Below are 25,916 nucleotides of genomic sequence, written 5' to 3'. Positions count from 1 at the left end.
TTTTCTTGTTTTCTTGACCCTACATTAGATTCTTCTGAGTCCTTGTGTCAAGCCTAATTGAGATGCTCTTACCCTGCATCTGCACCCAAGGTAACTAAAGTTTTAGTTTTCCCATTTAACTCGCGAATGGCTTGTTCTATTTGACTCCAAGTAGGACTTTCTATTAAGTCACCTTCATCCTGGTTGTCAACCCAATTTTCTGCTGATAGGTTTAATACAAACATTATCGCCTGATTATATTTGGAGTGCGATCGCTCTCTTCTTCATCCGCGTTCATCAGCGTCTATCCGCCTGCATCTGCGGTAAAAAAAAGGGCGATCGCTTCTCAATTTCTACCCGCGCACCATCACCCACCAAATTATCCCATAATCCCAGCAAAAAAGTCGATCGTCTCTTTCAACGCTTTCACAAACACATCAATCTCCTCGCGAGTATTGTAAAAATACAAACTCGCCCGCGCCGTAGATGAAACGTTCAAATAGCGGTGCAAAGCTTGCGTACAGTGATGCCCGGAACGAATCGCGACTCCCTCCTGGTCTAACATGGTAGACAAGTCTTGAGGGTGAATTTCTCCCGCAGTAAATGCCGCCAAAGCTGCCCTACCTTCGCCGTTGCTGTCTGGTTGTGGCCCGTAAATTTTGATTTCGGGAATTTGCCGCAATTGTTGGAACAGATAAGCAGTCAATTCAGCTTCGCAAGCGTGAATCTTATCCATGCCAATGTTACTAAGATAATCGATTGCTGCACCAAGGGCGATCGCCTCTCCGATTGCAGGGGTGCCGGCCTCAAATTTGTGCGGCAAATCGGCATAGGTGGAATAATCGAGAAACACGTCAGCAATCATCTCGCCGCCGCCGAAAAACGGAGGCATTTCTCTCAGCAAGTCCAGTTTACCGTACAGAAAACCGATGCCGGTGGGAGCGCACATTTTGTGACCGGAAGCAACCAGCCAATCGCAATCAATTGCTTGCACGTCTACTATCATGTGCGGCACGCTTTGGCAAGCATCAATTAAAACTCTTGCGCCGAAACTGTGGGCAATTTTGCAGATTTCTTTGACTGGACTGATGCAGCCTAAAGTATTAGAAACGTGAACGGTTGAAACCAACTTAGTTTTATGGGAAATCAGGGTTTTAAACTGTTCCAAATCAAACTCGTTAGTTTCGGTTAACTCCACAAACTTCAGCACTGCACCGGTTCTTTGAGCAATCATTTGCCAGGGAACGAGATTGCTGTGGTGTTCCATTACCGACAGGATAATTTCATCTCCGGCTTGCAGATTGCTCAAACCCCAAGAATAAGCAACCAAATTAATCGCTTCGGTGGCGTTGCGAGTGTAAACAATTTCTTGCCGCGACGCGGCATTTACAAACGCCGCAACTTTGTCTCTGGCACCTTCGTAAGCATCAGTCGCTTTGGCGCTGAGAGTGTGAGCGCCGCGGTGGACGTTTGCATTGTATTTCTCGTAGTAGTCGCGCCAAGCATTGATGACAGCTAGGGGTTTTTGAGAAGTAGCTGCATTGTCTAAATAAACTAGCGGTTTGCCATTTACTTTTTCATTCAAAATAGGGAAGTCGCCGCGAACTTTTGATGCGAGGGTTTTTTCTTGAATAAGTGTCATAATTTTTGAAGTTAGTGATTTGTCGTTGGGTGGGGGCGGGTTTACGAGATTGTTGGTTTTAGGCAATTATTATTCGTGAAACCCGCCCCTACAGGCTGTTAAAAATGGTGCAAGATGTGGTAGGGACACAGCAGTGCTGTGTCCTCATCTTTATGAGTTATGCTTGGATCGCCATGCAGGTAGAAAGCATTTTCGCCACCCCAAGAATCGGTAATTGATTGAGCATTTCCGCCGCAAAAGCATCGATTAGCAAATAGCGGCTTCTTTCTAAATCCAAACCGCGACTTTGCAAGTAGAAAAGTTCATCATCTTCTAACTGGCTGACAGTTGCACCGTGGGAACATTTAACGTTGTCGGCGACAATTTCCAACTGCGGTTTGGTGTCTACGCGGGCTCTCGGCGACAGCAACAAGTTTCGGCTCAATTGTCCGGCATCTGTCAATTGTGCGGCTTTGCGAACGAAAACTTTGCCGTTAAATACAGCGCGAGCTTTGTTGCCGACAATGCACTTGTGAAGTTGGCGGCTTGTACCGTGGGGGTGATTGAAATCGATTACACTGTGAGTGTCTGATAACTGTTCGCCAAAGGCTACGGTTAAGCCGTTTAAAGTTGTTTCTGTGGCTTCGCCGCGCTGAAAAACTTCTAAATTGTGCCGCGATATTTTGCCTCCCAAGCTGATAGCATGGCAAGTGTAACGGCTGTTGCGAGATTGTTCGATCGCACTTTTGCCGATATGAACAACTTCCCCACCTTCCCGCTGCAGCCGAACGTGATTCACAGTGGCGTTTTCGCCGACAACAACATCCGTCACAGCATTAGTAAAGGCTGGTACATTACCGATAGTTGCGTAATCCTCAACCAGCGTGACATTGCTTCCAGGCTCAGCTATGACCAAGCAGTGCGGCTGAGACATCGTGGGAGATGCACCAGGCGCTGTCAGGAACAGCAAGTGAATCGGAAGTTCGATCGACATATTGGCCGGCACGAACACCACCGCAGAGTCCGCCAAACCCGCAGTATTCAGCGCCGTAAATACCTCGGTTTGCTGTCTGTGCTTGCTCAAAACATCGCTGATGCGCCCTTGATATTTTTCGGGTACATTGGATAGATTACCTGCGTAAAAGTCGAGCGGCAAATTCGGCAAAACCAACGACTCCACCGTTGACAAATCCGGCGCATAAAAACCGTTGACAAATACCAATCTTAATGGTAAATCATCCCTATTTTTCACTGGCATAATGATATCAGCCAGCTTAACTTTTGACTGATTGCTCTGCGGTATATGAAAAGGAATTTGCAACACCGACGACAAATCAGTAAAGCGCCATTCTTCATCCCTCACCGTCGGAAAACTCGAAGCAAGCACGTATTCCCTCGCCGCCTCCCGCAAATCCTGCAACCCGTAAGCCGCACTTTTGCTATTAGCAACCTCCAAATTGCCGCACTGATTAACCAAATCAGTCAAAAACATTTCCCTACTAGCAACTTGCGTATTCATCATCGCGCGCCTACTCCTGCTGCTTCCTCTTCCACAACCCAGTCATAACCGCGCTCTTCCAATTCCAGCGCCAACTCTTTCGGGCCAGTCAAGATAATTCTGCCCGCTTCCATGACGTGAATAAAATCAGGAATAATGTAATTCAGCAACCGCTGATAGTGAGTAATCACCAACATCGAATTCTCAGCAGTTGACAACTGATTCACACCGCCGGCGACTATCTTAAGAGCATCGATATCCAAACCCGAATCAGTCTCGTCCAAAATAGCTAACTTCGGTTCCAACAACGCCATTTGCAAAATTTCATTCCGCTTTTTCTCACCGCCGGAAAAACCCTCATTAACGCTGCGGCCTAAAAAAGAATCATTCATCTTGACAATATCCAGCTTTTCCTCGATTAAATCTTGGAAGTCAAAAGCATCCAATTCTTCCAACCCGCGATGTTTGCGGTGAGCATTGTAAGCCACGCGCAAGAAATCCAGATTGCTAACGCCAGGAATTTCTAAAGGATATTGGAAAGCTAGGAACACCCCAGCTAAAGAGCGTTCTTCCGGCGCTAATTCCAGCAAATTTTGACCCAAAAATGTCACTTCTCCGCCCGTTACCGTATAAGCAGGATGACCCGCTAATATCTTGGATAAAGTGCTTTTTCCCGAACCGTTCGGGCCCATAATCGCGTGAATTTCACCCGATTTAATTTCCAGATTCAAACCCTTAAGGATTTGGGTATCTTCCACATTCGCAGTTAAATCGCGGACGGATAGCACCACTTGACTATTTTCTACAATCATCTATTTTTGTCCTTTTCCTCAATGCACTTTACAGTTTTTTCTTCTCGTTGCTAGGCTGTACCCAGTGGTGACAATTTAACGTTAAACCGATAGTCCGCCAGGGAATGAATTCCCTGTCTCAAAGCTAAAGTCCTCTGAAGAGGACTGAGAAGAAAATTTTTAAACTCATTAGTCCTGTTTAGAGGAGTTTAGCTAAAAGCCCCGTGGAATTCATTCCCTGGCGGACGGGGAGCTTAAGTTGTCACCGATGGACTCGGCATGGAAGGGTTTATCGCCCACAAAAATTATCCGACACTTCCTTCCAGCTTCAGACTCAACAGCTTATCAGCTTCCGCCGCAAATTCCATCGGTAACTGATTGAAAACATCTTTACAGAAACCGCTAATCATCATCGAAATAGCATTTTCTGCGGAAATTCCCCGCTGTGCGAAGAAGAACAATTGCTCTTCCCCAATCTTAGAAGTAGAAGCTTCGTGTTCCACTTTAGCAGTGTGGTTCTGCACTTGAATATAAGGGAAAGTATTCGCTTGAGCGTTATCCCCAATCAGCATCGAATCGCACTGAGAGTAATTGCGAGAGCCTTTAGAGTTAGGCCCCATTTTCACTAAGCCGCGATAGCTGTTGGATGAATTACCCGCCGAAATTCCCTTAGAGATAATCGTGCTGCGAGTATTTTTACCAATGTGGATCATTTTGGTGCCGGTGTCAGCTTGCTGCTTGTTGTTTGTCAGCGCTACTGAGTAGAATTCGCCTACTGAGTTGTCGCCGACTAACACGCAACTGGGATATTTCCAAGTAATCGCGGAACCGGTTTCTACCTGCGTCCAAGAAATCTTAGAATTGACTCCTTGACACAAACCCCGTTTCGTCACGAAGTTGTAAATGCCGCCTTTGCCGTTGGCGTCGCCAGCGTACCAGTTTTGCACTGTGGAGTATTTGATGTCGGCATTGTCCATTGTTACCAATTCCACGACGGCGGCGTGCAGTTGGTTGGTGTCAAACATCGGCGCGGTGCAGCCTTCTAGGTAAGACACAGAACTGTTTTCTTCTGCGACAATTAGTGTGCGCTCGAACTGGCCGGAATCTCCGTTGTTGATGCGGAAATAGGTTGACAATTCCATCGGGCATTTGACGCCTTTGGGAATGTAAACAAAGGAACCGTCGCTGAATACGGCGGAGTTGAGGGCTGCGAAAAAGTTGTCGCCGACTGGTACGACGCTGCCAAGATATTTTTCTATTAGTTCGGGATAATCTTTGACGGCTTCTGAAATGGAACAGAAAATAACACCATCTTTGGCTAACTTTTCTCTAAATGTTGTGGCAATTGAAACGCTGTCGAAAACGGCATCGACGGCGACATTTCCCAGCCGTTTTTGTTCGGAGAGGGGAATGCCGAGTTTCTCGAAGGTTTCTAGGAGTGTCGGGTCTACTTCGTCCAAACTGTTGAGCTTTTTGGGCTTTTGTTTGGGGGCGGAATAGTAGATAATTTGTTGGTAGTCGATCGCGGGATAGTTGACGTGAGGCCAGGTGGGCTCGGTCATTGTCAGCCACTTGCGGTATGCTTTGAGGCGGAATTCCAGCATGAATTCCGGTTCGTTTTTCTTGGCGGAAATCAGGCGGACTACATCTTCGCTTAAGCCGCGGGGGATGGTGTCTGACTCGATGTCGGTGACGAAGCCGTATTTGTAGGGCTGGTTGACTAGGGTTGTGACTGTAGAGCTCATTAATTTTGCGCTTTCGAGTGTTCTGGATATGTCTCTCAAAGATGGCAGACGCGGAACTGTCGGGGGCCCGGCGAGTTCTGGGGGCTGCAAGGGGAAGTTAAACAACGGGTTTGTTGCTTTAGTATATTTTAAGCTACATTAACAACAGTGATATTGTCAAAGTCAAATTAATAATTTTTTGTGAAGATGATGGAGACTACTCAGCAGACTTCCACGAAACAAGACATCCTGCAATATTTGCTCAAGGGGGGGCAGGGGACGGCTCTTGAGTTGGCGGAGTCTTTGGATATGAGCCCGCAGGCGATTCGCCGTCACTTGAAGGATTTGGAAGCGGAGGGGCTGATTCAGTATCAGTCGGTTCAGGCTGGGATGGGGCGGCCGCAGCACATTTATGAGCTTACCAGTCAGGGGCGCGATCGATTCCCGAATCGTTACGGTGATTTTGCAGTCTCTTTTCTGGATACGTTGGCGGAAACCGTCGGCCGCGAGCAAGTGATTACTATCTTGCAAAAACAGTGGCAGCGCAAGGCTACGGAGTATCGGCGGCTGGTGGGTGCGGGTTCGCTGCAAGAGCGGGTGACTAAGTTAATGGAACTCCGCAGGGCTGAAGGCTATATGGCTGAGTGTTATCCTGTAGAATCGGTAGAGGTTGGGATCTGCGATCGCGCTGGTTTGGGCGATCGATTTGTGTTGATGGAACACAATTGCGCGATTTCTAATGTTGCTGAAACTTTTCCGAGTGTCTGCGGTAATGAGTTGGAAATGTTTGCAGCGGTTTTGCCGGATTGTATTGTGGAGCGAACTCACTGGATTATTGATGGGGAACACCGCTGCGGTTATTTGATTGCCAGAAGGAAGGAAGAAGTTCGGCAACAGGCAATGTACGGGATTTAAGGGATGTCACGCATGGAAGTTCGACAACGGATGAGTGTAAGGGATGTCACGGATGTCAGGGATTACCAATTACCGATTACCGATTAGCAATTACCAATTTTTAATATATGGAACCGCTAGCAGATTTTTTAAAGCCGGAAGAGTGTGCCGAAGTTGATATGGCGCTGCTGTCGTCGAAGGAAAAGTTTTCGGCGCGGCTGGCAATTTATGCTTTGAGGGTGCTCAAGCAAATTGCTGGGGAGACTGGGAAGCCGGTGGCTGAGGTGACTAATGGGCAGGTGATGGATTGGATTAAGAATGATGAGAGTATTAAAGGGTCGATCGAACTTGATGCGAGTTTTGAAAACTTTTTTACGAATTTGGTAATTGCGTCTTTGCGGCCTTTGAGGCAAATTGCGACAGAATCTGAAAGCCCGATCGAACAATTAACAGTTAAGCAGGTCGTGGCGTGGTTTGTGAAGGACGGGAAGATTCGCAGAGAGCAGGGAACCGAGGCGGCTTTTTTGGATTTGTGAGTTAAAGGTCGATCGGTCGCACCCCCAAACTCTGCCTCAAACCCCGATAATTCCAGCGGTTTCGGGCGATCTAAAAAAAGTTTTGACAAAGGGGTTGACAGCCTGGGGAAAACTTGATAAGGTAATTAAGTCGAGCGAAAGAGATGCAGCGCATCAAACTTAGCTCAAGCTTAATGCAGACACAGGATTAAAAGTTTTCAAAGCTTTCCTGGTGCTTATGATGTAATGGAACCACTCCGATCCATCCCGAACTCGGTTGTTAAACGTTGCTATGGCGAAGATACTCGGCGGGTCACTGCCCGGTAAAATAGCTCAGTGCCAGGTTAATAATAAATTAAAGCTCTTTTCCCGCAACAACGGAAAAGGGCTTTAGTTTTTTGGGGAGTTATTAGGCATCTACACAACAGCAAGTCTTGGGCCATTTGTAGAAATCTCAATATTCTCGGCTAGGAACAGATGTTGGGTCGATCGAACTTGATGCGAGGAAAGGAAAACTTTTTTACGAATTTGGTGGTGGCGTCTTTGCGGCATTTGAGGCAAATTGCCACAGAATCTGAAAGCGCGATCGAACAATTAACAGTTAAGCAGGTCGTGGCGTGGTTTGTGAAGGACGGGAAGATTCCCACAGAACAGGGAACCGAGGCGGCGTTTTTGGATTTGTGAGTTAAAGGTCGATCGGTCGCACGCCCAAACCCGGCCTCAAACCCCGATAATTCCAGCGGTTTCGGGCGCTCGAAAAAAACTTTTGACAAAGGGGTTGACAGAGAGGGGGAAACTTGATAAGGTAATTAAGTCGAGCGAAAGAGATGCAGCGCATCAAGCTTAGAATTAAGCTAAACGCAGACACAGGATTAAAAGTTTTCAAAGCTTTCCTGGTGCTTATGATGTAATGGAACCACTCCGATCCATCCCGAACTCGGTTGTTAAACGTTGCTATGGCGAAGATACTCGGCGGGTCACTGCCCGGTAAAATAGCTCAGTGCCAGGTTAATAATAAATTAAAGCTCTTTTCCCACAACAACGGAAAAGGGCTTTAGTTTTTTGGGGAGTTATTAGTCATTTGCTTTAGGGTTCGGCGGTTGAAACCGCTACGAAACAAACGAAGTCCGCCTCCGGGGACTAAAGAATAAAGAGGTTATTAAATCAGGATTTGGTATCATCTCCTGCAAGCATCGCTCATGAACTAGCTCTTGCACAACCATCCGCCTTGGACTAAAGTTAGTTTATGGACTTAGTTTTTTAAGAGCATGGAAACTGTAAATATCCATGTGAATTAGGAATTTAAAATTTTAATTTATTGGACAAGAAAGAGTGAAACCTATTAGACTAACTAATCATGCCCAGGAACAAGCGATTGAAAGAGGTACCAATGAAGCCGAAATTATTGATACCATTATGACAGGTAATCGACAACTTGCTAAAAATGGTAGGTACAAATATCAAGCTACTTTTCAGTATAATAATGATTGGCAGGAGAAGTTCTATTCTCTCAAGAAAGTAGTACCGATTGTTGCCGAGACTGATACTGAGTTAGTTGTTATCACAGTGTATACATTTTATTTTTGAGGTAAAAGTTTATGAAGATTAGTTATGATTCCGAAATTGATGCTCTCTACATTAGGCTTGTAGAAGGTAAGCATCAGTGTCGCACTTTACAGTTAACTGACGAAATTGCTTTAAATATTGGCGAAAATGAGTTATTGGTAGGGATAGAAGTTTTAGATGCTACACAGGTTTTAGGTAGTGGAAATGTACCTAATGTAGTGCTAGAAAATATAGCTTTTACTGTAGCTTAAATAGGGAAAGCAATCGCTACCTGTGTAAATATAAGTAAGGAATGAGAATTAAATAACTTCCACAAGTTTGTGGGATGGGCGTCCCGCCCGTCATTTTTGGACGGGCGGGACGCCCATCCCACAATAACAATTAAAATTGTAAGTTATTTAATTCGCGATCCTTAGTAACGAGAAATATATGAAGAAACCCGGTTTCTCAGATCAGCGTGAACAAGTCATAAAATCTTAAAAATGTCATAAATACAAGAGATTGCTTTCCTGCGATCGCATTGACATACTTATGTATTTTCACTGGCGTAGGGTGCGTAGGAAACATTTTACTTAAACGTAGGGTGTACCGTACTCCCGGCGCACCTCACCTCTGAGATTAAATATTATTAATATCCAGCAAGGATCGCTTAAGATGTAATTATATAGTTAAAACCAGGAGTGACAAGATGTTTTGTAAAGATAGAGTTAAGGGCATTAAAGGAGTAGTTCTAGTTATGGCGGGGATTAGTGCGATAGGCTTTTTGACCGCCTCAGCAGAAGCAACTGCACTAAATCAACCGATTGACCCAGTTCGGGCGATCGCACCCAACACTTTGGGCAATAATCAACCGCTGCAAATTGCTCAAGTTGAGGGATGTCCGAGGGCCCAAATGGTGCAATTTTTCGCAACGGCCAACTTTTCTATATACATTTGCAAAACCCAGGAAGGCGATATTTTTTACCGCGGCGTCAGCAAAATAAATGGCACCCAAATCAATGTCATGCAAGTAACAGCAGGTGATGACGGAAGTTATGAAGCGACTAACGGCAATATTATCTACTCGATTAACCCCGATCGCCTGCAAGTCCGCCAGAATGGTAAGGTAATTTTGACCGAAGCTGTCATTAAGTAGCACTAAGTGTTATTCAACGATCGATCGGATTAATTTAGGGTACATTTTATTAGCTGAACTCAAACAAATTGCAGATTATTTCAAAGTTAGGCATAATTATAAGAATAAAAGTCTGTATTATCAAAAGAGCTATCGGATTATGCCTTACAGTCAATTCACAATTACTAGAGCTAAAAAAGACTTTCAGTTAACTATCGTGGAGGAAACTCGGTTTTTTCCAGAGGTAGAATCAATTAATCCCAGTCCGAGATTGAGTAGCGAATTAGAAGATTTGCCTTGGACGATCGCAGTTGGTTCAGAAAAAGCCAGATCGGAAGCCATTGTCTACCCAGTTTTGCAAGAAGTCCGGCGCTTGATGAACCGCCAAATCAGTTTATTTTCGGGACGGGAATTCAATGTTGACCCCAGTTGCGATCTCACCGGATACGTGGATTTTTTAATTAGCCGATCGCCCGAACAGCTTACCGTAGAAGCACCCGCGATCGTAGTTGTGGAAGCAAAAAAAGCCGATCTGAACGAAGGTATCGGTCAATGTATTGCTGAAATGGTAGCGGCACAGCGCTTTAACGAAGCAGCAGAACACCCGATCGCCACTATTTACGGTTGTATCAGCAGCGGCACTCAATGGCGTTTTCTCAAGCTTTCAGGAACAACAGTGACGATCGACCTTACCGATTATCCACTGCTTCCCGTGGAAACGATTTTAGGATTCTTGGTGTGGATGGTTCAACAAGATTAGCTAGATTTAACTAATTCAGTAAAAAATAGGATTTCCCACGAAACCCAAAGTTTTTAGAACTTGCTTGAAAACCTCGCTGTCAACTGTCAACTGTCAACTGTTTGTTCAAATATCTTTCAATTAGGACGATCGCCACAATATCGTCCACTGGCCGCGGCGGAGTCCGCATCCCCTGGGGAATCAAGCGCGAAAGTCCAGTCGGAGGGTACATTTGCCAGTAGCGTTCCTTGGCTTCTAAACTGCTGTACCTCTCGTCCACCCGAACAATTTTGAGCGCAGGCGACAAACTCTGCGTCAATTTTTGTTTCCAACTCTTAGAAGTCGTTTGATCTCCGATTACCAATAACTCAATGGGAAACTGTTCGCACAAAGATTGAATAGTAGAAATTGCACTCTCGGAGGGTACAACTTGATGGTAGGAGACATTGTTATCTGTACTCATGACGGCGATACCGCACTTGTCTTTACCTGGATCGAAACCTAAAATCATATTTATTAGTTCTGAGTTAATAAGTTTGTAGTTGCGCTGTTGTAGTCGAGGAAACCCATCACCAACCTATATCTAATCTGATACTTGCATTCTTGAATGTCTCAAAATCTTTGCGGGCGATCGCACTTATTTTGCTTGACTTTTTTGCAGGATTGACATATTATATCATCATGGGAATCCGTGCGACCATATAATGCCTAAAATCAGAAACCGGGTTTTTGCCATAATCTTTACTTCCCGTTTTAATTTATCGAAAAAACCCGGTTTCTTTGACTCCCCGCGCAAAAACCCGGTTTCTCTCACCCCTGTGCAGGCGGTGCGTCGCTATGAAATTGTCGATTTGATTTGCAAATTGCAGATGGCGACGCACCCTACTATTTTGAATCGCGTGCAAAGATGAGTGCAAAAAAAAATTAAAGCGCGCTGACGCACGCAAAAGGGGAAAGATGAAATAGTGCAAAGGGAAACAGGATAAAGGGCAAAGAAGAGTCCTCACAGGGAAGAGGAGAAAACCGGAATCCGCAGCAAAGCAGCAACGCGAAAACCCAAATTATTCCTGTTCACGTAGCCCCCAAGAGTGTAGGATCGGTTGGCAGCACGGCAATCGACCGCATCGTAGTCCCACGAACCTCCACGACGCACTTGATTAGGAGAACCGCTTGTGTCCCAAGCGCTACCGAAAGAGGGTGCGCCATCGTAGTTATCATGCCAGTAATCCTTACACAATTCCCAAACATTGCCGTGCATATCGTACAAGCCAAACCCATTTGGGGGAAAACTTCCCACCGGAGTAGTTTCTCGGCGGTCAAGTCCTTTCGGCGCAGAAGCGTAAGGATAATAGCCCTGATAATTCACTAAATCTGGAGTAATAGTTTCCCCGAAGTGAAAAGCTGTTGTCGTACCGGCTCGACAAGCATATTCCCATTCGGCCTCACTCGGCAAGTTATAGTTTTTCCCTGTTTTCTCCGACAACTGCTGACAGAAAGAGCGCACAGCCCCCCAACTTACTTTTTCTACAGGTCGTTTCGCACCTCGAAATTCCGATGGGTTATATCCCGTCACTGCTTCCCACTGTTCTTGAGTGATGGGGTATTTTCCTATATAAAAAGTTGGTATAGTTACTTGATGCTGCGGACGTTCGTGATGCCCGCTACCTGCCTCTGTTGTTGGCGAACCCATCATAAATGTGCCTCCGGGAATGTAAACCATTTCGAGCACAACTCCATTACCTAAGTCTTCTCTGAAGTAATGAGCAGAAGACTTTCTACGACTGTTTTCTTTTCCATAGGCATCGACTGTGATGACATCAAATTCAAATACAGGGAGATAGTCTTGAAACGGAGGTTTAGTCTTTAAATCATCTCTATCTTTCAGGAGTAAATAGGCAGCGAATTTCACCTGCATCGATTCATCCTGCAATGCTTGAATTATCAAATCTAAACCTGCTTCTCCATATTTCAGTGCTTCAGAGAGGGCGGCGATTCTCACTTCGACAATGGGTGAGGCTAAGCGGCTTTTAACACCGGGTATGCCTCCGAGTACCGCAGCATCTATGGGAGGAGGATTTTGACCGCCACGGACGGCATCGTATTCTCTGGGTTCATTTTGATTGTCTGACATTACACCGCACGCTCCTGCATTTTAATTGAGCAAAATTTTGTTGTGTGATGCCAATATCTCAGAGTTCGATTCTTAGTTTCTCTACTTTGCTCTCTTAGCGGTGCGGTGCGTCGCTGTTAGATTATTGGTGGTGCTTCCAGATTTTTGGTGGCGACACACCCTACTAATTGGGTATGGTGCGTCGCTGTGAGATTGTTGGTGGTGCTTCCAGATTTTTGGTGGCGACGCACCCTACGATTGCTATATATATGGCGGCACGGATTTCCATGATTAAATGATATGTCAAGGGCGCGAAAAAGTCAAGCAAAATTGTAATTCTATCGCCCAAATTTTTTGCAATAATTCGATAACTCGATCGCACTTATTATTTAACTTTCACATCTGGGCCGCCCGGTGGTTGTTGTCCGGTGCGAAAAACAACGACTCCGTTTTCAAGAGCAACTAAATCTATTTTAAGCGGGCCGGCGATGTAAGTGACATCTGCAGCGATCGCCTGAACATCCAGCGGTTTATCGTACTGCTGCAAGCGCTCGATAAAACCAGCTAAAGTTTCAACCTGATTGTCGGCCACTTGAACTCTACCGCCGACAACGCCGATCAGGCGAGCGCGAAATTGACAAGCTTCTATCAATTGCAGCAACTGCTGCCGCACCTGTTCGTCGGTCAAAGTCACCGGATCGACAGCAACCCCTGCAATCACATCTCCAGCCCGGAACACAACTCGATTGATTTCTGCTTCTGCAAATACCTTAATTAGCTTTTCTTCCCGCAGGTAATTAGCGCCGGCAACAATCCGCACCACGTAGTCTTGACCGTCTTTAATCTGACTAATTAGTTGATCGATTTCTGCTTTAGTAATTTGAATAACCTGGTCCCTAACCTTGGTATTTTCCGGCTGCATGAGTCCGACGGTGGTTTTATTTGCTTCTTGCAAAAGTCGATCGATCGCGCCACTTGCCATACCGGGTTCGATAATGCGAACGACGCCAGCAGCTAAAATTTGACCGCGCCTGATGGCAACTGTACCCTCGCGGATTGCCTGAAAGTCGCGTTCCAAAATTTGCACTTGTTGCTGCAAGACAGTTTGTTGCTGTTCGAGTTGGGCTTGTTGCTGTGCCAAGGTTTCTAGGAGTGCTTCCCTCTCGGCAATTACTTTGTCGCGCTCGACAATTGTTCGATCGCGCTCGGCGAGATTTTGCATTCGCTGGGCAATTTCCTTGTCTCGCTGGGCAATTAGTTCGTTGCGATCGACAATTTCCTTGTCCCGCTGGGCAATTTCTGCGTCTCGCTTGGCAATTTCTCGATCGCGCTGGGCAATTTGAGTTTTTACCTGCTCTCGCTGCTCGATTAACTGTTGGCGCTCTTCTTGCAGTTGGGCGATTTCCGAGCCTAAAGTCGTTTTTTGAGCAGAAACTGTTTTCAATTGGTTCTCGGTGCGATCGAGCTGAGCTTGTGTAGTCGATCGAATCGTTTCAACCAGTTTCAATTGTTCTTCGGTGCGGGATTTAGCTGCTTCCACACTGCTGAGCTGTTCTTCAGTCTGAGATTTAGCCGCTTCTACCTGACTTAACTGCTCTTCAGTTTTAGACTTGGCTGCTTGCACGCTGTTGAGCTGGGCCCGCAGCGAGTTTAATTTTGTTTGCGTCCGAGCTTGCTCGGCATTAGCTGCTTGGAGGGATTGATTAATTTGCTCTAAATTGGCTCTAGCTTGCGCTTGAGCGGCTCTGGCTTGAGCTAATTCAGTTTCAACTCGATTTTTTTCTTCAGTGGCCTGGTTGATTTCTCGGCGGGCGTTGTTGAGCCTTTTTTGAATCTCGTCTATTCTAAAAACTCCGGTTCGCAGCGGCTTGCTAGTAGCAAACAAAATGCCCAGAGTAATTGCTGACAGGATGCTGCCGGCCATCACTGTCACAACAACCGCAGTATCGCGGGGGCGAAGTTTGAATAAGCTCAACCTTGCCTTGCCGACTTTCGTCCCAAGGCGATCGCTGACAGTGGCGATCACACCCCCCAACACTAAAATTACAAATACCAGGATGTATCCAGCAGTCATTCCGATTTTAAATTTTGGATTTTGGATTTTGGATGGAATCTAAAATCCAAAATCCAAAATCCTATACTTTCTCGGCATCAAGTGAATTGCTGGCTTAGGGCGACCGGGTTGTGGACTGTGATCTTTTTCTTGTGGATCGAGATCATGGTTTCTTGTCTGAGATCCCCCAGCAAACGAGTTACAGTTACCCGTGTCGAACCGATCGCCTCGGCGATCGCTTGGTGGGACAGCTTCAAATCTATCGTAATCCCCTCTGTACCGGGCACGCCAAAATCTCGGCACAGAATCAGCAAAAAGCTGACGAGTCTCGAACCCATATCTCGGTGGGCCAGCGTTTCGATCATCATCTCGGTTTGCAAAATCCGAGACGACAGTCCCCGCAGCATCACCATCGACAGTTCCGGGTCTTCCTTGAGCGCTTTCTCGACTTGTTCGATCGGCAGCGAGATCAATTCCACCGGCGTAAAGGCTACCGCGTGGTAAAACCTGTCCGATCGGTGTCCCGTAATCAGAGACAGCACCCCAAATACGCTATTTTCGCGCAGGAGGGCGACTGTAATTTCTTCACCTGCTTCGTAAACCCTGGAGAGCTTCACAGCACCTCTAATGAGAACGTAGACGCGCTCAGCCGGGTCTCCAGGGAAAAAAATTGTCTTGCCCCGTTCAAAGGTTTCCACAATGGGTGGAAACGCCCCGCCGCTGATTTGGCGGAACACGGCTGCTAGCGGTCTATCATGCGTCACGACTAGATCCTTTGTACTAATCAATACTTTATAACTTGCCGATTAACCTTATTGAGTAAATATACTGCCCAACCTCCAATATCCAACGATTCTGTTACTTCCATCTAATGTTAAGGTAAACACGCACTGTATGATTAAATCTAGCCCTTCTCTTAACTTTTTCAATTCCGCCCCCATGTAGCTCCACAGCAAAATTAATATCAATTGTGTCTCAATTGTGTCTCAATTGTGTCTGAATCAGTTAAAGCTGAATCAGTTGTGTCTAAACTGGCGGGGTTGTCGCAGAGAGCCAATGAGAACGGTGCAAGTTGCTTCTAGAAGAAATACAGATGATAGATTTGACCGGAAAAAATGCTCTTGTTACGGGCATTGCCAACAATCGCTCGATCGCCTGGGGCATCGCTCAGCAGCTCCACAAAGCTGGGGCCAACCTCGGCATAACTTATTTGAAGGACGAGAAAGGCAAGCACGAGCGCAAAGTCGCTGAACTGGTGGAACCGCTCAATCCCAGTCTGTATTTGCCCTGCAATGTCCAAGACGAGAGCGAAATTGAGTCTACTTTTCAAACCATCGCCGACAAGTGGGGCAAGTTAGATGTCCTGATCCACTGTCTGGCTTTTGCCGGCAAGGACGAGCTGTCAGGAGATTTCACCAACACCTCGCGCCAAGGTTTCTCCAATGCTTTGGATATTAGCGCTTATTCGCTGGTGAGGCTTTGTGCTGCTGCTAAACCGCTGATGGCCGAGGGCGGCAGTATTGTGACCCTGACTTATTTGGGCGGCGTTCGGGTAGTTCCTAACTATAATGTAATGGGAATTGCTAAGGCGGCTTTGGAAATGAATGTTCGCTATCTGGCTGCTGAACTCGGCCCGTTAAATATTCGGGTAAATGCGATTTCTTCTGGCCCGATTCGGACTCTGGCCTCGTCAGCAGTTGGCGGTATTCTGGACATGATCCACCACGTTGAGGAAGTGGCGCCGCTGCGGCGGACGGTGACTCAGCAGGAAGTGGGAAATGCTGCGGCTTTTCTGTGCAGCAATCTCGCTAGCGGGATTACGGGTCAAGTTTTGTATGTCGATGCTGGTTACGAAATCATGGGAATGTAACAGTTTTCGATAATTTTGAGTTATTCAGGGGCGGGTTGAGATCATAAACTTTAACTTTAACAAGTAAGTTTTATCTCGCATCTTCTTGCACCATTTTCAAGAACCTTACGGGGCGGGTTCACCAAAAACTTTCTCCGGTGACAGACAGGTTAAATAAACCCGCCCCCACCCACTCGCATCTTCTTGCACCATTTTCAAGAACCTTACGGGGCGGGTTCACCAAAAACTTTCTCCGGTGACAGACAGGTTAAATAAACCCGCCCCCACCCACCAAAAATCCCTTGATTGACATTGGTGTCTGATGTCAGTTCTATGCAGAACCAGCCCCTCGCTTGAGACTCAACACTAAAAAAATCCCGTTCTCAAATTACTAATTATCAATAACTAATGAATGACCCATTGCAAATTATGGAGATAATCGATCGCCCTTCTGTGCCTCCTGCAACTTCAGTTCAACCAGGTAGGGCCGCCTTGGTGAAACGCACGACACTAGAAACGGATGTCACGGCCAGCCTCAATCTCGACGGTGTGGGAACGTGCAAGGCGTCTACCGGGATTCCGTTTTTAGACCATATGTTGCACCAGATTGCTTCTCACGGATTGATCGATTTGGATGTGCAGGCGATCGGGGATTTGGAGATTGACGACCACCACACGAACGAAGATGTGGGAATTACCTTGGGCCAAGCCCTAGCAAAAGCTGTCGGGGATCGATCGGGCATTTCTCGCTTCGGACATTTCATCGCACCTTTGGATGAAGCTTTAATTGAAGTAGTGCTAGACTTTTCGGGACGGCCTCACTTAAGTTACAACTTAGAAATTCCCAACCAGCGGATCGGCACTTACGATACCGAATTAGTGAGAGAATTTTTTTCGGCCGTGGTGAACCACACTCAAATGACACTGCACATTCGACAGTTGCAGGGCGGGAATTCTCATCACATTGTAGAAGCGGCGTTTAAAGCATTTGCGCGAGCTCTGCGGATGGCAGTGGAAATCGATCCGCGGCGCGCCAGTGGGATTCCGAGTTCTAAAGGAGTTTTGTAGTATGGGGTTAGTAGTAGCGTTTGGGCGCTACTACTAACCTGTAAATCAAAATATATCTGCTATATAGTTAAAAACACCTTGACTTCCCTCGCCGTACTTTCCGATAAATTCAGCGATGATTCGATCGCTACACCTTTCTATAGCTTCATCAATAGAACTTTGTGCTAAAACTTGACTAGCCGACTGACGCAACACTTCAAACAGATTCACAGTATAGCGAGTATCTTCACTGACAAAATCCCACAGTTCTCGACCTATTAAAGTGATCATTTCCGAATTGGGCAAAATTTGCTTCAGCAAACCAAGTGTTACAGTTTTATTAGTTCTTTTACCGTAAGCTATACCAATATAAGCGCGATCGCCCTCGTTAATTTTTTCCTCAATTTTGGCAGCCCAATATACTATCTGGTCTTTATCCATATCATTGGGGCCGCTTTTTACCTGTATCCAGCATTTCTCGCCATCACTGGTAGTTTTAATTGCGTCCCATCCTGACTTGCCCGGTGGACTTTCTGCACTTTCAGAGCAAGATATCAATAGTTTTTGAATAAAAAATCCCATTGAAGTGACAATAGACCTAGTAGCAGTCATATAAACATTGAGCCGGACAACTTCTTCGGGAGTGTCCAGATTTAACGCCCTAATTAAAAATGGGTTGGGATGAATTTTCCCTAAAGTTAGATTTTCAACCATAACTAGCTGTCGCCCAGTAAAATCTCGACAAATACTGGCTAAAAAATTTTCAGCGATAGTAAGTTGCAGCGACAGCTTGCCTGAAGATATAAATGCTAAAATGCGTTCAATCTCATCGGGAGTAAATCTGATCGCTCTTTTGCCCGATATGCTGCTGATGCCGTTTCTGAGTGTTGCGGCTTCTAAGTTGAAAAATTCTTCTAACTCCGCAAAGTGACTGGCGAAAGAGCGAGACTTGCTGGCAGGCAATCCTATTTCTTTCTCTAAGACAAATGCTAATAATTCATGAAGTTGCTCTGACACTTTTATTTCTCCTCAACTCTCTTTTAAATATTAGTTAACTGAAAAGAGAAAGCTGTTGACTTATTTCTCTTCCTCTAACTTGATCGCCCTTAATTACCTGACAAAGGTACTTACCGATCGCCTCTCCCAATAATACCGGAACTGCATTCCCAATTTGCCGATATTTAGAAGCAGTTGATCCATAAAAAACCCAATCGTCTGGAAACGTCTGAATTCGGGCGCACTCCCTTACACTCAAAGGACGCAATTCATCGGGATGACACATATCTGTAGCCTTTTGATGAGGACTCGTGGTGACAGTAGGCGACGGTTTCTCCCACGCTAAGCGTCGATAAAAACCCACTTTACCGCCTTCAGATTTATAAGCTCCTCCCATTGCTTCTTGCTTTAATTCGCTGGGTAAATCCCTCCAGTTTTGACCGGCTGTTAACAGGCGCAAATACTTGACGCGACTTTCTGAGTAAGGGACAAATTCTGGTTGAGAATCTACTAAATTTTTTAATCCTTCTCTTAGCGTCAGCCATTTGGGTTTTTTACCAGTACCTTTCTGACTGTAACTTGGGAGCGGCAAAGTAACTGAATCATTACCTTTATAACCAATAAAAATAACTCTTTCTCTAACTTGAGGTACGCCGTAATCAGCAGTATTGAGCAAGTCATACACAACTTCATAACCAATGCGTTTCATCTCTGCCAAAATCACTTGTAAAGCTGCACCTGGCATCTCATCTGGTTCTAATTGCGGGAAATCTAAACCTCTGCGATCGTGAGGTCGATGTCGAAGCGGAGCTGACAGCAATCCCTTAACATTTTCCATGATAAAAAAGCGCGGTTTGATTTCGTCAACAATGCGTATGAAATCCATAAATAAGCTACCGCGCGGATCGCCAACAGACCCCCGTTTTCCGGCTGTGCTGAAAGGTTGGCACGGGGGGCCACCAGTCACTAAATCTACTTCATCAGCGCGCAGAGGCCTATCTAAACCTAAGATTTGTCCGCCTTCTTCTAAGAGAGTTTGGGCGCTGACTTCGCAAATATCTCTCGGTACAGCGCATGGGGATAAGTGAGGACGATTTAGAGAGATAGTTTTGGTAGCATCAGGTTCGATTTCTACTAAACTTACTGTATGAAATCCTGCTTTTTCTAGACCTAAATCTAAACCGTAGGCTCCAGCAAAGAGGCTAATAGTTATCGGTTTGTTTTTAATCACACGTTTAAGCCTCAAGCTTAGATATTGCTGTAATGAAAATTGTACTTTACTAAAATCCAAAAGCAAGAGCATCAAGCATATACTTACCCTTCTCCCGCCCCACTTCTTGATATATATCCAAAAGTTCTTCGTAAGCAGTCTCTCCCCCTATAATATTCCAAAACTCATGTCCCATAATGACAGCTTGTTCAAAGGGCGTGTACTTCCTTGCCACTGACCATTGATAATCTGAACGATTTGGCCCGTAAGGATTGTAAGCCATAGCATAATAAGATTGAGCATCGGGGCGAGACAGTCCGCACAGTAAATGATATCTCAGCAGTCGTTGAATTACCTCCAAGCATTGTCCTTTGTTGGGTTTTGACCCTTTAATTTCAAAGAAAAATTTCCTCCCGTCACGGGATAGCACGTACAAATCTGCTTTGACGGATCGCCTAACTAAATGGTTAGTTTTTTGAGCCTCAAGAACAGCTTCTATCATTTCTTCAAAAGCAGGTTTATTTGCATTTTTGTCTGCTGACTGCTCAAATAGCGCTATCTGACGCTCAATTTCATGGATAGCCTCTATGCTAACTTCGCCAGAAATTTCATAGCTTCTGCTTGCTTCTTGGTGATGTTCCAAAGCAATGAGTTTTGCACATTCTTCATAAGTTGTGCCCAAACGGCTGCTGAAACCTCTTTCAAACTCGTTAATCCGTAGCAACTCTGACGGGACGATCGCAGTTTGTAATAGTTCGGATTGCTCTGTAGAGGATTGGCCTGATAAATATGCTGCTGGAATATCAAGTTTCGCTATTAGCCGTCCTCTGTATTGATTGACAAGGTTTTCGATGAAAACTTCTAAGTATGCTTTGATGATGGCGCGTGTAATTGAGCTAATAGCTGACATTATTTTACTGCAAACATTCTGTTGACTAGACTTGTGACAAAACTGTGAGACAAAATCAAGCTTACTCCCTTATTTCTTAGTCCGCGTAGGCGGACTTCGTTTGTGTAGTTGCGGTTTCAACCGCCGAATGATCTAACCAAAATGGGTCAAGAATCGGAAAGCATCGAGTACATGACTCGCGCAAACGTAAGGCGAAGTATTGTAAAAAGCTTGCCAAGCCGCCGCTTTATCTTCGTCGTATTTACCCGCTCTTTCCGGGTGTTTTCCTTGCCAATTCAGCCGCACCGCGTGACCGACCAATACATCTAAAACGATGTATTCTTCTACTTGCAAATCTGGGTTACGCTGGGCGATCGCCGCCAACTCCATCAGCGCCTCAATATTGACTTGTCGGTATTCGGGTGCGACAATCTTATTCAGCAAATGCTCGATTTGTAGCGCAAAATTCTTTTCACCAGGGGTCATTTCCGATAATATAATATGGCTATCTAACCGATTGCGCCGTTCTAATTTGTCGCCAATTATCAAGCCTTTGCAGTGCCGCAGCAGTCCCCAAACACTCGGATAAAAATCCTTCGGTACGCGATTGACAGTACCTTCCATCTGCCGCTTCCGCCGCCATCCTCCCCCAGGCATGGTTGGTTCTTCAGAAACTGGCACTACTACCCATTCAATATCTTTTTCCGGCTGTTTGACACGCAGGGATTCTTGCTGTTTGAGAATTTGATTCATTTCCTCGTATTCTGTCAACACTTGGCGCAGGCGATTTTTGATTTCAAAGGGACTTAGTTGCATTAAATGTTCGTAAGCTTCATTTTGGGTAACTCCCAATTCGCGAGCAAACTCGCTAGTCAGCAGCAAAATAAAGTAGCTAACTCTCAGTGTCAGCAAACCTTTAAATAACTGCGGTTCGGCTTTAATTAGCAGGCCGAGGTAAATGAGAACTTCTTGAGTTAGAACTCGATCGCGAATGTCTTCTCCACAGAATTGGCGAATTTTGTCCATCACTTCCGTATAAGAACCCGGTTTCGCAATTATCGAATCTTCGCTGTAAGCTTTCCCCACAGCAATCTGTTTTTGCCGCACCAAAATGTCTGTCACCGCATCGGACAAGCTGATATCAACCTTGTCCAGCAAACCTGCGGCATGGCGGATGACTGCCCATTGGATTTTTGATTGCGAACTTTCTCCAGCTTTTGTATAAACTTCGTTGAGCAAATCCACAACTTTAACTGTTTCTTCTGCACCTCCAAATCCTGTATCAAAATTCAATCCTTTGAGGCGAACCAACGTGTGCAGCAACTCAATTTGTTCGTACAAATTTTCTGAATCCCGCAGGCTAGTTAGCAAAAATTGAGTATTAGTCTCGCACTCTAATTTAAATTCTTGCGTGTGACCCAAAGGCCAAGTTTTTTCAGGATTGTAAGTTAGATAGCTGCGCGTTTCTACTGCACCTGTCACCGGAGATTCGGTAAATTCAAAATCGTGCATGAAATCAATTCTTTCGGTGCCAGCGGTCAGCATTAACTGCTTAAGATTTCCGAGTTTAACTGGCGTGTTGTTACAGTGTCCATCCCGGAATTCCTTCATTAATTCTAACAACGCTTCCCGGCCGGTTTCCAGCATCGTGTGAGTCAGCATCAGCGTTACCGTAGGGCGTCCCAACTGATACCAGTGGTGGTGAATGTGAGCTATTTCGCTCTTGATTTGAGCTACTAAAAAATGGTAATCTAAAGTTAAGTAAAACTCTTGTCTGTTCAAAAAGGAGGGGAGAAATACGATCGCCTCTTCGCGAATTTTAAACACCCGAGAAGTTGTTAAACTCCGCAAACGGCGCACGGGGCGGCCACTTAAACCTAATTGGTCGTTGCGTCCAATTTGCGTGTAAATAGCTGATAATTCTTTAGTCTGGCGGACTTGAATTGGTTCTACCTGTTTTGGGGTTTGTGCCGCAATGCCGTTAGCAGCTAATTCTGCTTGCAAATCTTCGTCTTCAGCTAACAGTGCAATTTGCACTAAAGGTTCTCTGTGCGGGCCCACTGACAGGTGCCTTCCCAGCGGGTCGATATCGCCCACTGCGATTAATCCTTCATTTAGCAATTGACCGAGAAAATACAAACTTTGCGCCCAAACTAGGGGAATATTTTCATTGGGTAAGCGCTGCTGGCTGCGGGGATTTCGCTTTTCTGCTTCTATATTTTCGGCGGGGACGTAGTACAATTCGGGTAGTAGCGGGAAACCAGAGCGATCGACTGCTAGAGATTCCAAACGCTGCTGGTACTCTTGCACTTGAGCTTGATTTCCCTGAAATAGGCCGTCCAAGAATAAATAAGTGAAAAATAGCGGCCACTCGCATTCAATGTGCTCGAACTGCCTTAATTCTGTGGGTTCGTAGTGCAGGCGATCGGCATCTTCCAACACTGTTTGGTGTCCGTCGCGCAGAAACCGCTTGCAGCCGTAATTTCCTTGCAATTTGTCAATAATCTTATTTCGAGTCCGTTCTATTAATTCTCGATCTTCAACAGCAAAAGCCGGAAAACTAATCACGCTCAATAAAGCGGCATCTACTTCTTTTGAGCTAGATTCGCGAGGCAAAAGCGATTCCAAAGTTATGCGACTTCTGGCAATTTCGTCTGGCAAAACGTGAATTACCGATGCTTGAGAGCCTTTAATTCCGAACAAATCCAACCCATTTATTGCTTCCAGCGCGGCTTTAGCCATGCCAACTGAACTGGCGTTCAATTCTGCATTGCCTCGATTGATTTTATGACCTCTTTCCCAAATGCCGTAATCCGGCGTGCGGTAGGCTCGACCGATGTAGTAAACTAAATTTTGCACGAAATTGACTTCATCTATTGTAAAAATTACGTGCAGCCCGGAAGCCGTCATTTGAGCAAGAATTAATAAGAATATAGATGTAGCGTCTAACTGTAAATGTCCCCACTGGTCATCCCCGACAACAATACTTCCCGTTTGAGTATTGTATTTAGCGTGCAGCGCATCTAGCGGCGACTGAGTATTTTTAAAATGTTCTACTTTGCTCGATTGCTGCATCATCGCAAACAGCAAGCCGCGCATCAGTTTGACTGTGCTGTGTTCGAGTTCAAAAGTCCTGCCCCGATCGCCATCAATTTTGCGGTAAGCTAAACCCAAACCCCAAACCGCGAGAATGCTGTACACGTTGTCGCGCACCCAGGCATCGGTGTAGTCGCCGTGAGCGTTAACGGCGGTACTCGCCGGCAGCAAACCTGTAATTGGGTTCTGGCGCTTGAGGATGATTGTTTTGATTTGCTCGTAGTAATAATCTAACCTGGTTTGCCGCTGGTTTTTTGCGATCGCCATTTCGTTTTCCTTGTTTTTCCTGATGCGAGTAGATTTGGGGTGAATAGACTTTTAAATATATCAGAGATTAGATTATTTCTCAAGTTATCCAAACACAAGAAGGTAATTGCCATGTCTACCCAAAACCACAATAACAACAGCGTTCCTTTCGTGAAAGTTGTCTACTCTACAGTGAAAATTAATGGTAAAATTGAGCTAGTACCGATGGAATGGTACGCCGACGGCTCTGTCAAAAAAATCGAACGCTAATGCTCGATCGCACTTGGCTGGCAAACTCTAATGAACTTGCGCGACCCGTCGCTTACAAAAAAACCGGTTTCTAGGCCACCGAACGATGACTTAACAGACTCTGGGTGGCACAAATCGGCTTTTTTGCGACCAAAACTGGTCTAGCGGCGATCGCCAATCTAAGCTAATTTAAATAACTAGGTGTGTAGGAATCTCAAAGAAAAAAATATGGATCGATCGCAGCCGCAATTTTCAGTGCTGGGACTACCAGTTCACATATTAGATGATTATGCAGGTTGGCTGATGGAGCGTCTGCATCAAGGGTTAGGAAGTCATGTGGTGACTTTGAATGCTGAAATGGCCATGCAAGCCGAGCAAAATCAGACATTAGCGGATGTAATCCGCAAAGCGGAACTCGTGATTCCCGACGGTTCGGGAGTGGTGCTGTACTTGCGGCTGCGTGGCAAACCGGCCCAGCGCTATCCGGGGATTGAATTAGCAGAATCGCTGCTGCAACAAGCCGGAAAATTGCCTGATTCGGAACCACTATTTTTCTTTGGAGGTTCCCCAGGAGTGGCGGCTGCGGCGGCCAAAACTTGGCAGCAAAAAGTTAACGGATTGTCAATTGCTTCTCAACACGGTTATCTTTCCGCAGATGAAGAGAAAGACTTCCGTGAAAGCCTCAAACAAATGCAGCCCAAACTGATTTTTGTAGGCTTGGGAGTGCCGCGCCAAGAATTTTGGATTGCCGAACACCGACACCTTTGTCCTGATTCGATTTGGGTGGGAGTAGGCGGCAGTTTAGATATTTGGGCGGGGACAAAAACCCGCGCGCCGGCTTGGTTTTGCGACAATCATTTAGAATGGTTGTATCGGCTTTATCAAGAACCTTGGCGGTGGCGCAGGATGTTGGCTTTGCCGCAATTTGCCTTGAAAGCTTTGGGGGATTTTCGAGGGTAAGTTAGGTGTAAGCACGACACTGATTTCTACACGGATCGCGACACGGATTTTTACACGGATACACGAATGAATAGAATCATCTTACTATTTGCCACTGATTAGCGCAATCTGGCTTTAAAACGGAGTCTCTTCTTGACTTCGTTTTTGAGCTTTCAGCCAGTCAGGGACAAATATCCACTGATGGTTGTCGCGAAACTCAGTAGCTTGAGGTGAGGGAAATACACGTCGCGATAGTAGTCTTCTGTCACCAAAATTCATTAATAAACCAATTGGTAAAGCCGTGTGATTCAAGTAAGTAATGACTTGTCCCAAATACTTTTTATGAAGTGTAGCGAAGGCTTTGATTTCCAGAATAACTTTGTTTTCAATAATAAAATCTGGAATGTACAAACCAAGTAATTGCTCGTTGTAGTAAACGGGAAGGTTTTTTTGTGGCTCAAAACCGATTCCCTCTTTTGTCAGTTGTTGTTCGAGTTTTTCCTGATAAATTGCTTCTTTGTAACCTGGCCCAAGCTGTCTGTGAACGGCCATACCTGCACCTATGATCCGATAAGTTAGGTCTTCATGTGGAGCCTGAATCTTTTCGCTCATTTTTTTCTGTCCAATTGTTGAGATGCTTTTTTCCTTATTTTGGCATAGCACCCAAAAAATTCACCCAGACAGAAAAAATTTTTTTCTGGAAAGCACTGCACTACACGGATTTTGACACGGATACACGGATGGTTTGACTCGTCTGAGGTTTAGCTAATTGGCTAATTTGGCTATCCTCC

Annotated in this window: 25 protein-coding genes and 2 rRNA genes; 13 read left to right on the top strand and 14 right to left on the bottom strand. The window is 45.6% G+C overall.

The features are described from left to right. Positions 1 to 68 precede the first annotated feature (68 nt). From QT992_RS29005 to sufB, 5 genes are all read right to left on the bottom strand, one after another. On the bottom strand, positions 69 to 224 hold the full coding sequence (locus QT992_RS29005; protein ID WP_333342851.1) for a hypothetical protein: 156 nt from the start codon (positions 222 to 224) through the stop codon (positions 69 to 71). Between the two features lie 134 nt (positions 225 to 358). Next, positions 359 to 1,621 (bottom strand): SufS family cysteine desulfurase, encoded by a 1,263-nt coding sequence (locus QT992_RS29000; protein ID WP_333342850.1) that lies wholly within the window; start codon positions 1,619 to 1,621, stop codon positions 359 to 361. Between the two features lie 157 nt (positions 1,622 to 1,778). Further along, positions 1,779 to 3,122, bottom strand: coding sequence for a Fe-S cluster assembly protein SufD (sufD, locus tag QT992_RS28995; RefSeq protein WP_333378339.1), 1,344 nt, complete (start codon positions 3,120 to 3,122; stop codon positions 1,779 to 1,781). Next, on the bottom strand, positions 3,119 to 3,910 hold the full coding sequence (sufC, locus tag QT992_RS28990) for a Fe-S cluster assembly ATPase SufC (protein ID WP_333322357.1): 792 nt from the start codon (positions 3,908 to 3,910) through the stop codon (positions 3,119 to 3,121). Before sufC ends, sufD begins: the two co-directional genes overlap by 4 nt. 284 nt (positions 3,911 to 4,194) lie before the next feature. Further along, the gene (gene sufB / locus QT992_RS28985; protein ID WP_333322359.1) at positions 4,195 to 5,634 is read right to left on the bottom strand and encodes a Fe-S cluster assembly protein SufB; all 1,440 of its coding nucleotides are present in this window, start codon (positions 5,632 to 5,634) and stop codon (positions 4,195 to 4,197) included. Between the two features lie 186 nt (positions 5,635 to 5,820). Between sufB and sufR the strand changes: the two genes are divergently transcribed. From sufR to QT992_RS28940, 9 genes are all read left to right on the top strand, one after another. After that, positions 5,821 to 6,528 (top strand): iron-sulfur cluster biosynthesis transcriptional regulator SufR, encoded by a 708-nt coding sequence (gene sufR / locus QT992_RS28980; protein WP_333378337.1) that lies wholly within the window; start codon positions 5,821 to 5,823, stop codon positions 6,526 to 6,528. Positions 6,529 to 6,635: 107 nt separating this feature from the next. Further along, positions 6,636 to 7,043, top strand: a complete 408-nt coding sequence (locus QT992_RS28975; protein WP_333378334.1) for a hypothetical protein — start codon at positions 6,636 to 6,638, stop codon at positions 7,041 to 7,043. 207 nt (positions 7,044 to 7,250) lie between these two features. Continuing rightward, a 5S ribosomal RNA gene (gene rrf / locus QT992_RS28970) occupies positions 7,251 to 7,367 on the top strand. Positions 7,368 to 7,499: 132 nt separating this feature from the next. After that, on the top strand, positions 7,500 to 7,706 hold the full coding sequence (locus QT992_RS28965) for a hypothetical protein (protein ID WP_333378331.1): 207 nt from the start codon (positions 7,500 to 7,502) through the stop codon (positions 7,704 to 7,706). A 208-nt stretch (positions 7,707 to 7,914) separates the two neighbouring features. Then, positions 7,915 to 8,031: ribosomal RNA gene (gene rrf / locus QT992_RS28960) — 5S ribosomal RNA — on the top strand. Positions 8,032 to 8,354: 323 nt separating this feature from the next. After that, positions 8,355 to 8,609 carry a DUF4258 domain-containing protein gene (locus tag QT992_RS28955; protein ID WP_333322365.1) on the top strand — a complete coding sequence of 85 codons (255 nt, stop codon included), beginning with the start codon at positions 8,355 to 8,357 and terminating at the stop codon, positions 8,607 to 8,609. A gap of 11 nt (positions 8,610 to 8,620) precedes the next feature. Further along, a complete protein-coding gene (locus QT992_RS28950) occupies positions 8,621 to 8,839 on the top strand; it encodes a DUF2283 domain-containing protein (RefSeq protein WP_106332875.1) in 219 nt (72 codons plus the stop codon). A gap of 437 nt (positions 8,840 to 9,276) precedes the next feature. Then, a complete protein-coding gene (locus QT992_RS28945) occupies positions 9,277 to 9,723 on the top strand; it encodes a hypothetical protein (protein WP_333315609.1) in 447 nt (148 codons plus the stop codon). Positions 9,724 to 9,862: 139 nt separating this feature from the next. Beyond that, positions 9,863 to 10,462, top strand: a complete 600-nt coding sequence (locus QT992_RS28940; RefSeq protein ID WP_332944556.1) for a hypothetical protein — start codon at positions 9,863 to 9,865, stop codon at positions 10,460 to 10,462. Positions 10,463 to 10,541: 79 nt separating this feature from the next. Here QT992_RS28940 and QT992_RS28935 read toward each other — a convergent pair whose 3' ends face one another. From QT992_RS28935 to ntcA, 4 genes are all read right to left on the bottom strand, one after another. After that, positions 10,542 to 10,952 (bottom strand): pre-16S rRNA-processing nuclease YqgF, encoded by a 411-nt coding sequence (locus QT992_RS28935; protein WP_333339891.1) that lies wholly within the window; start codon positions 10,950 to 10,952, stop codon positions 10,542 to 10,544. A gap of 492 nt (positions 10,953 to 11,444) precedes the next feature. Then, positions 11,445 to 12,572, bottom strand: coding sequence for a formylglycine-generating enzyme family protein (locus QT992_RS28930; protein WP_333339896.1), 1,128 nt, complete (start codon positions 12,570 to 12,572; stop codon positions 11,445 to 11,447). A 364-nt stretch (positions 12,573 to 12,936) separates the two neighbouring features. After that, positions 12,937 to 14,625 carry a DUF3084 domain-containing protein gene (locus QT992_RS28925; RefSeq protein ID WP_333339899.1) on the bottom strand — a complete coding sequence of 563 codons (1,689 nt, stop codon included), beginning with the start codon at positions 14,623 to 14,625 and terminating at the stop codon, positions 12,937 to 12,939. A gap of 77 nt (positions 14,626 to 14,702) precedes the next feature. Further along, the gene (gene ntcA / locus QT992_RS28920) at positions 14,703 to 15,368 is read right to left on the bottom strand and encodes a global nitrogen regulator NtcA (RefSeq protein ID WP_006634020.1); all 666 of its coding nucleotides are present in this window, start codon (positions 15,366 to 15,368) and stop codon (positions 14,703 to 14,705) included. A gap of 329 nt (positions 15,369 to 15,697) precedes the next feature. Here ntcA and fabI point away from each other — a divergent pair, with 329 nt between their 5' ends. Both fabI and hisB read left to right on the top strand, forming a co-directional pair. Next, the gene (fabI, locus tag QT992_RS28915) at positions 15,698 to 16,474 is read left to right on the top strand and encodes an enoyl-ACP reductase FabI (RefSeq protein ID WP_006634022.1); all 777 of its coding nucleotides are present in this window, start codon (positions 15,698 to 15,700) and stop codon (positions 16,472 to 16,474) included. 408 nt (positions 16,475 to 16,882) lie between these two features. After that, positions 16,883 to 17,521: an imidazoleglycerol-phosphate dehydratase HisB gene (hisB, locus tag QT992_RS28910; RefSeq protein ID WP_333339942.1), complete on the top strand. Its 639-nt coding sequence runs from the start codon at positions 16,883 to 16,885 to the stop codon at positions 17,519 to 17,521. Positions 17,522 to 17,566: 45 nt separating this feature from the next. Here the strand turns inward: hisB and QT992_RS28905 are convergent, their stop codons facing one another. The 4 genes from QT992_RS28905 to QT992_RS28890 all read right to left on the bottom strand — a co-directional run bounded on the left by QT992_RS28905 (position 17,567) and on the right by QT992_RS28890 (position 23,958). Next, positions 17,567 to 18,517: a PmeII family type II restriction endonuclease gene (locus tag QT992_RS28905; RefSeq protein WP_333339902.1), complete on the bottom strand. Its 951-nt coding sequence runs from the start codon at positions 18,515 to 18,517 to the stop codon at positions 17,567 to 17,569. A gap of 34 nt (positions 18,518 to 18,551) precedes the next feature. Beyond that, entirely contained in the window at positions 18,552 to 19,727 is a 1,176-nt protein-coding gene (locus tag QT992_RS28900; RefSeq protein WP_333339905.1) for a DNA cytosine methyltransferase, read from the bottom strand. A 49-nt stretch (positions 19,728 to 19,776) separates the two neighbouring features. Next, positions 19,777 to 20,616: a TdeIII family type II restriction endonuclease gene (locus QT992_RS28895; protein ID WP_333339908.1), complete on the bottom strand. Its 840-nt coding sequence runs from the start codon at positions 20,614 to 20,616 to the stop codon at positions 19,777 to 19,779. A 132-nt stretch (positions 20,617 to 20,748) separates the two neighbouring features. Next, positions 20,749 to 23,958 carry a glycoside hydrolase family 15 protein gene (locus QT992_RS28890; protein WP_333315623.1) on the bottom strand — a complete coding sequence of 1,070 codons (3,210 nt, stop codon included), beginning with the start codon at positions 23,956 to 23,958 and terminating at the stop codon, positions 20,749 to 20,751. Positions 23,959 to 24,069: 111 nt separating this feature from the next. Between QT992_RS28890 and QT992_RS28885 the strand changes: the two genes are divergently transcribed. Together QT992_RS28885 and QT992_RS28880 are read left to right on the top strand one after the other, a co-directional pair. After that, entirely contained in the window at positions 24,070 to 24,207 is a 138-nt protein-coding gene (locus QT992_RS28885) for a hypothetical protein (RefSeq protein ID WP_333038037.1), read from the top strand. A gap of 207 nt (positions 24,208 to 24,414) precedes the next feature. Then, a complete protein-coding gene (locus QT992_RS28880; protein ID WP_333315625.1) occupies positions 24,415 to 25,146 on the top strand; it encodes a WecB/TagA/CpsF family glycosyltransferase in 732 nt (243 codons plus the stop codon). A gap of 114 nt (positions 25,147 to 25,260) precedes the next feature. Here the strand turns inward: QT992_RS28880 and QT992_RS28875 are convergent, their stop codons facing one another. Further along, positions 25,261 to 25,737, bottom strand: coding sequence for a GxxExxY protein (locus QT992_RS28875; protein WP_333101980.1), 477 nt, complete (start codon positions 25,735 to 25,737; stop codon positions 25,261 to 25,263). Positions 25,738 to 25,916 lie beyond the last annotated feature (179 nt).

Source organism: Microcoleus sp. T3_D1 (genome assembly GCF_036700405.1).
Classification (GTDB): Bacteria; Cyanobacteriota; Cyanobacteriia; order Cyanobacteriales; family Microcoleaceae; genus Microcoleus.
This window is presented reverse-complemented; position numbering and strand designations above follow the sequence as displayed.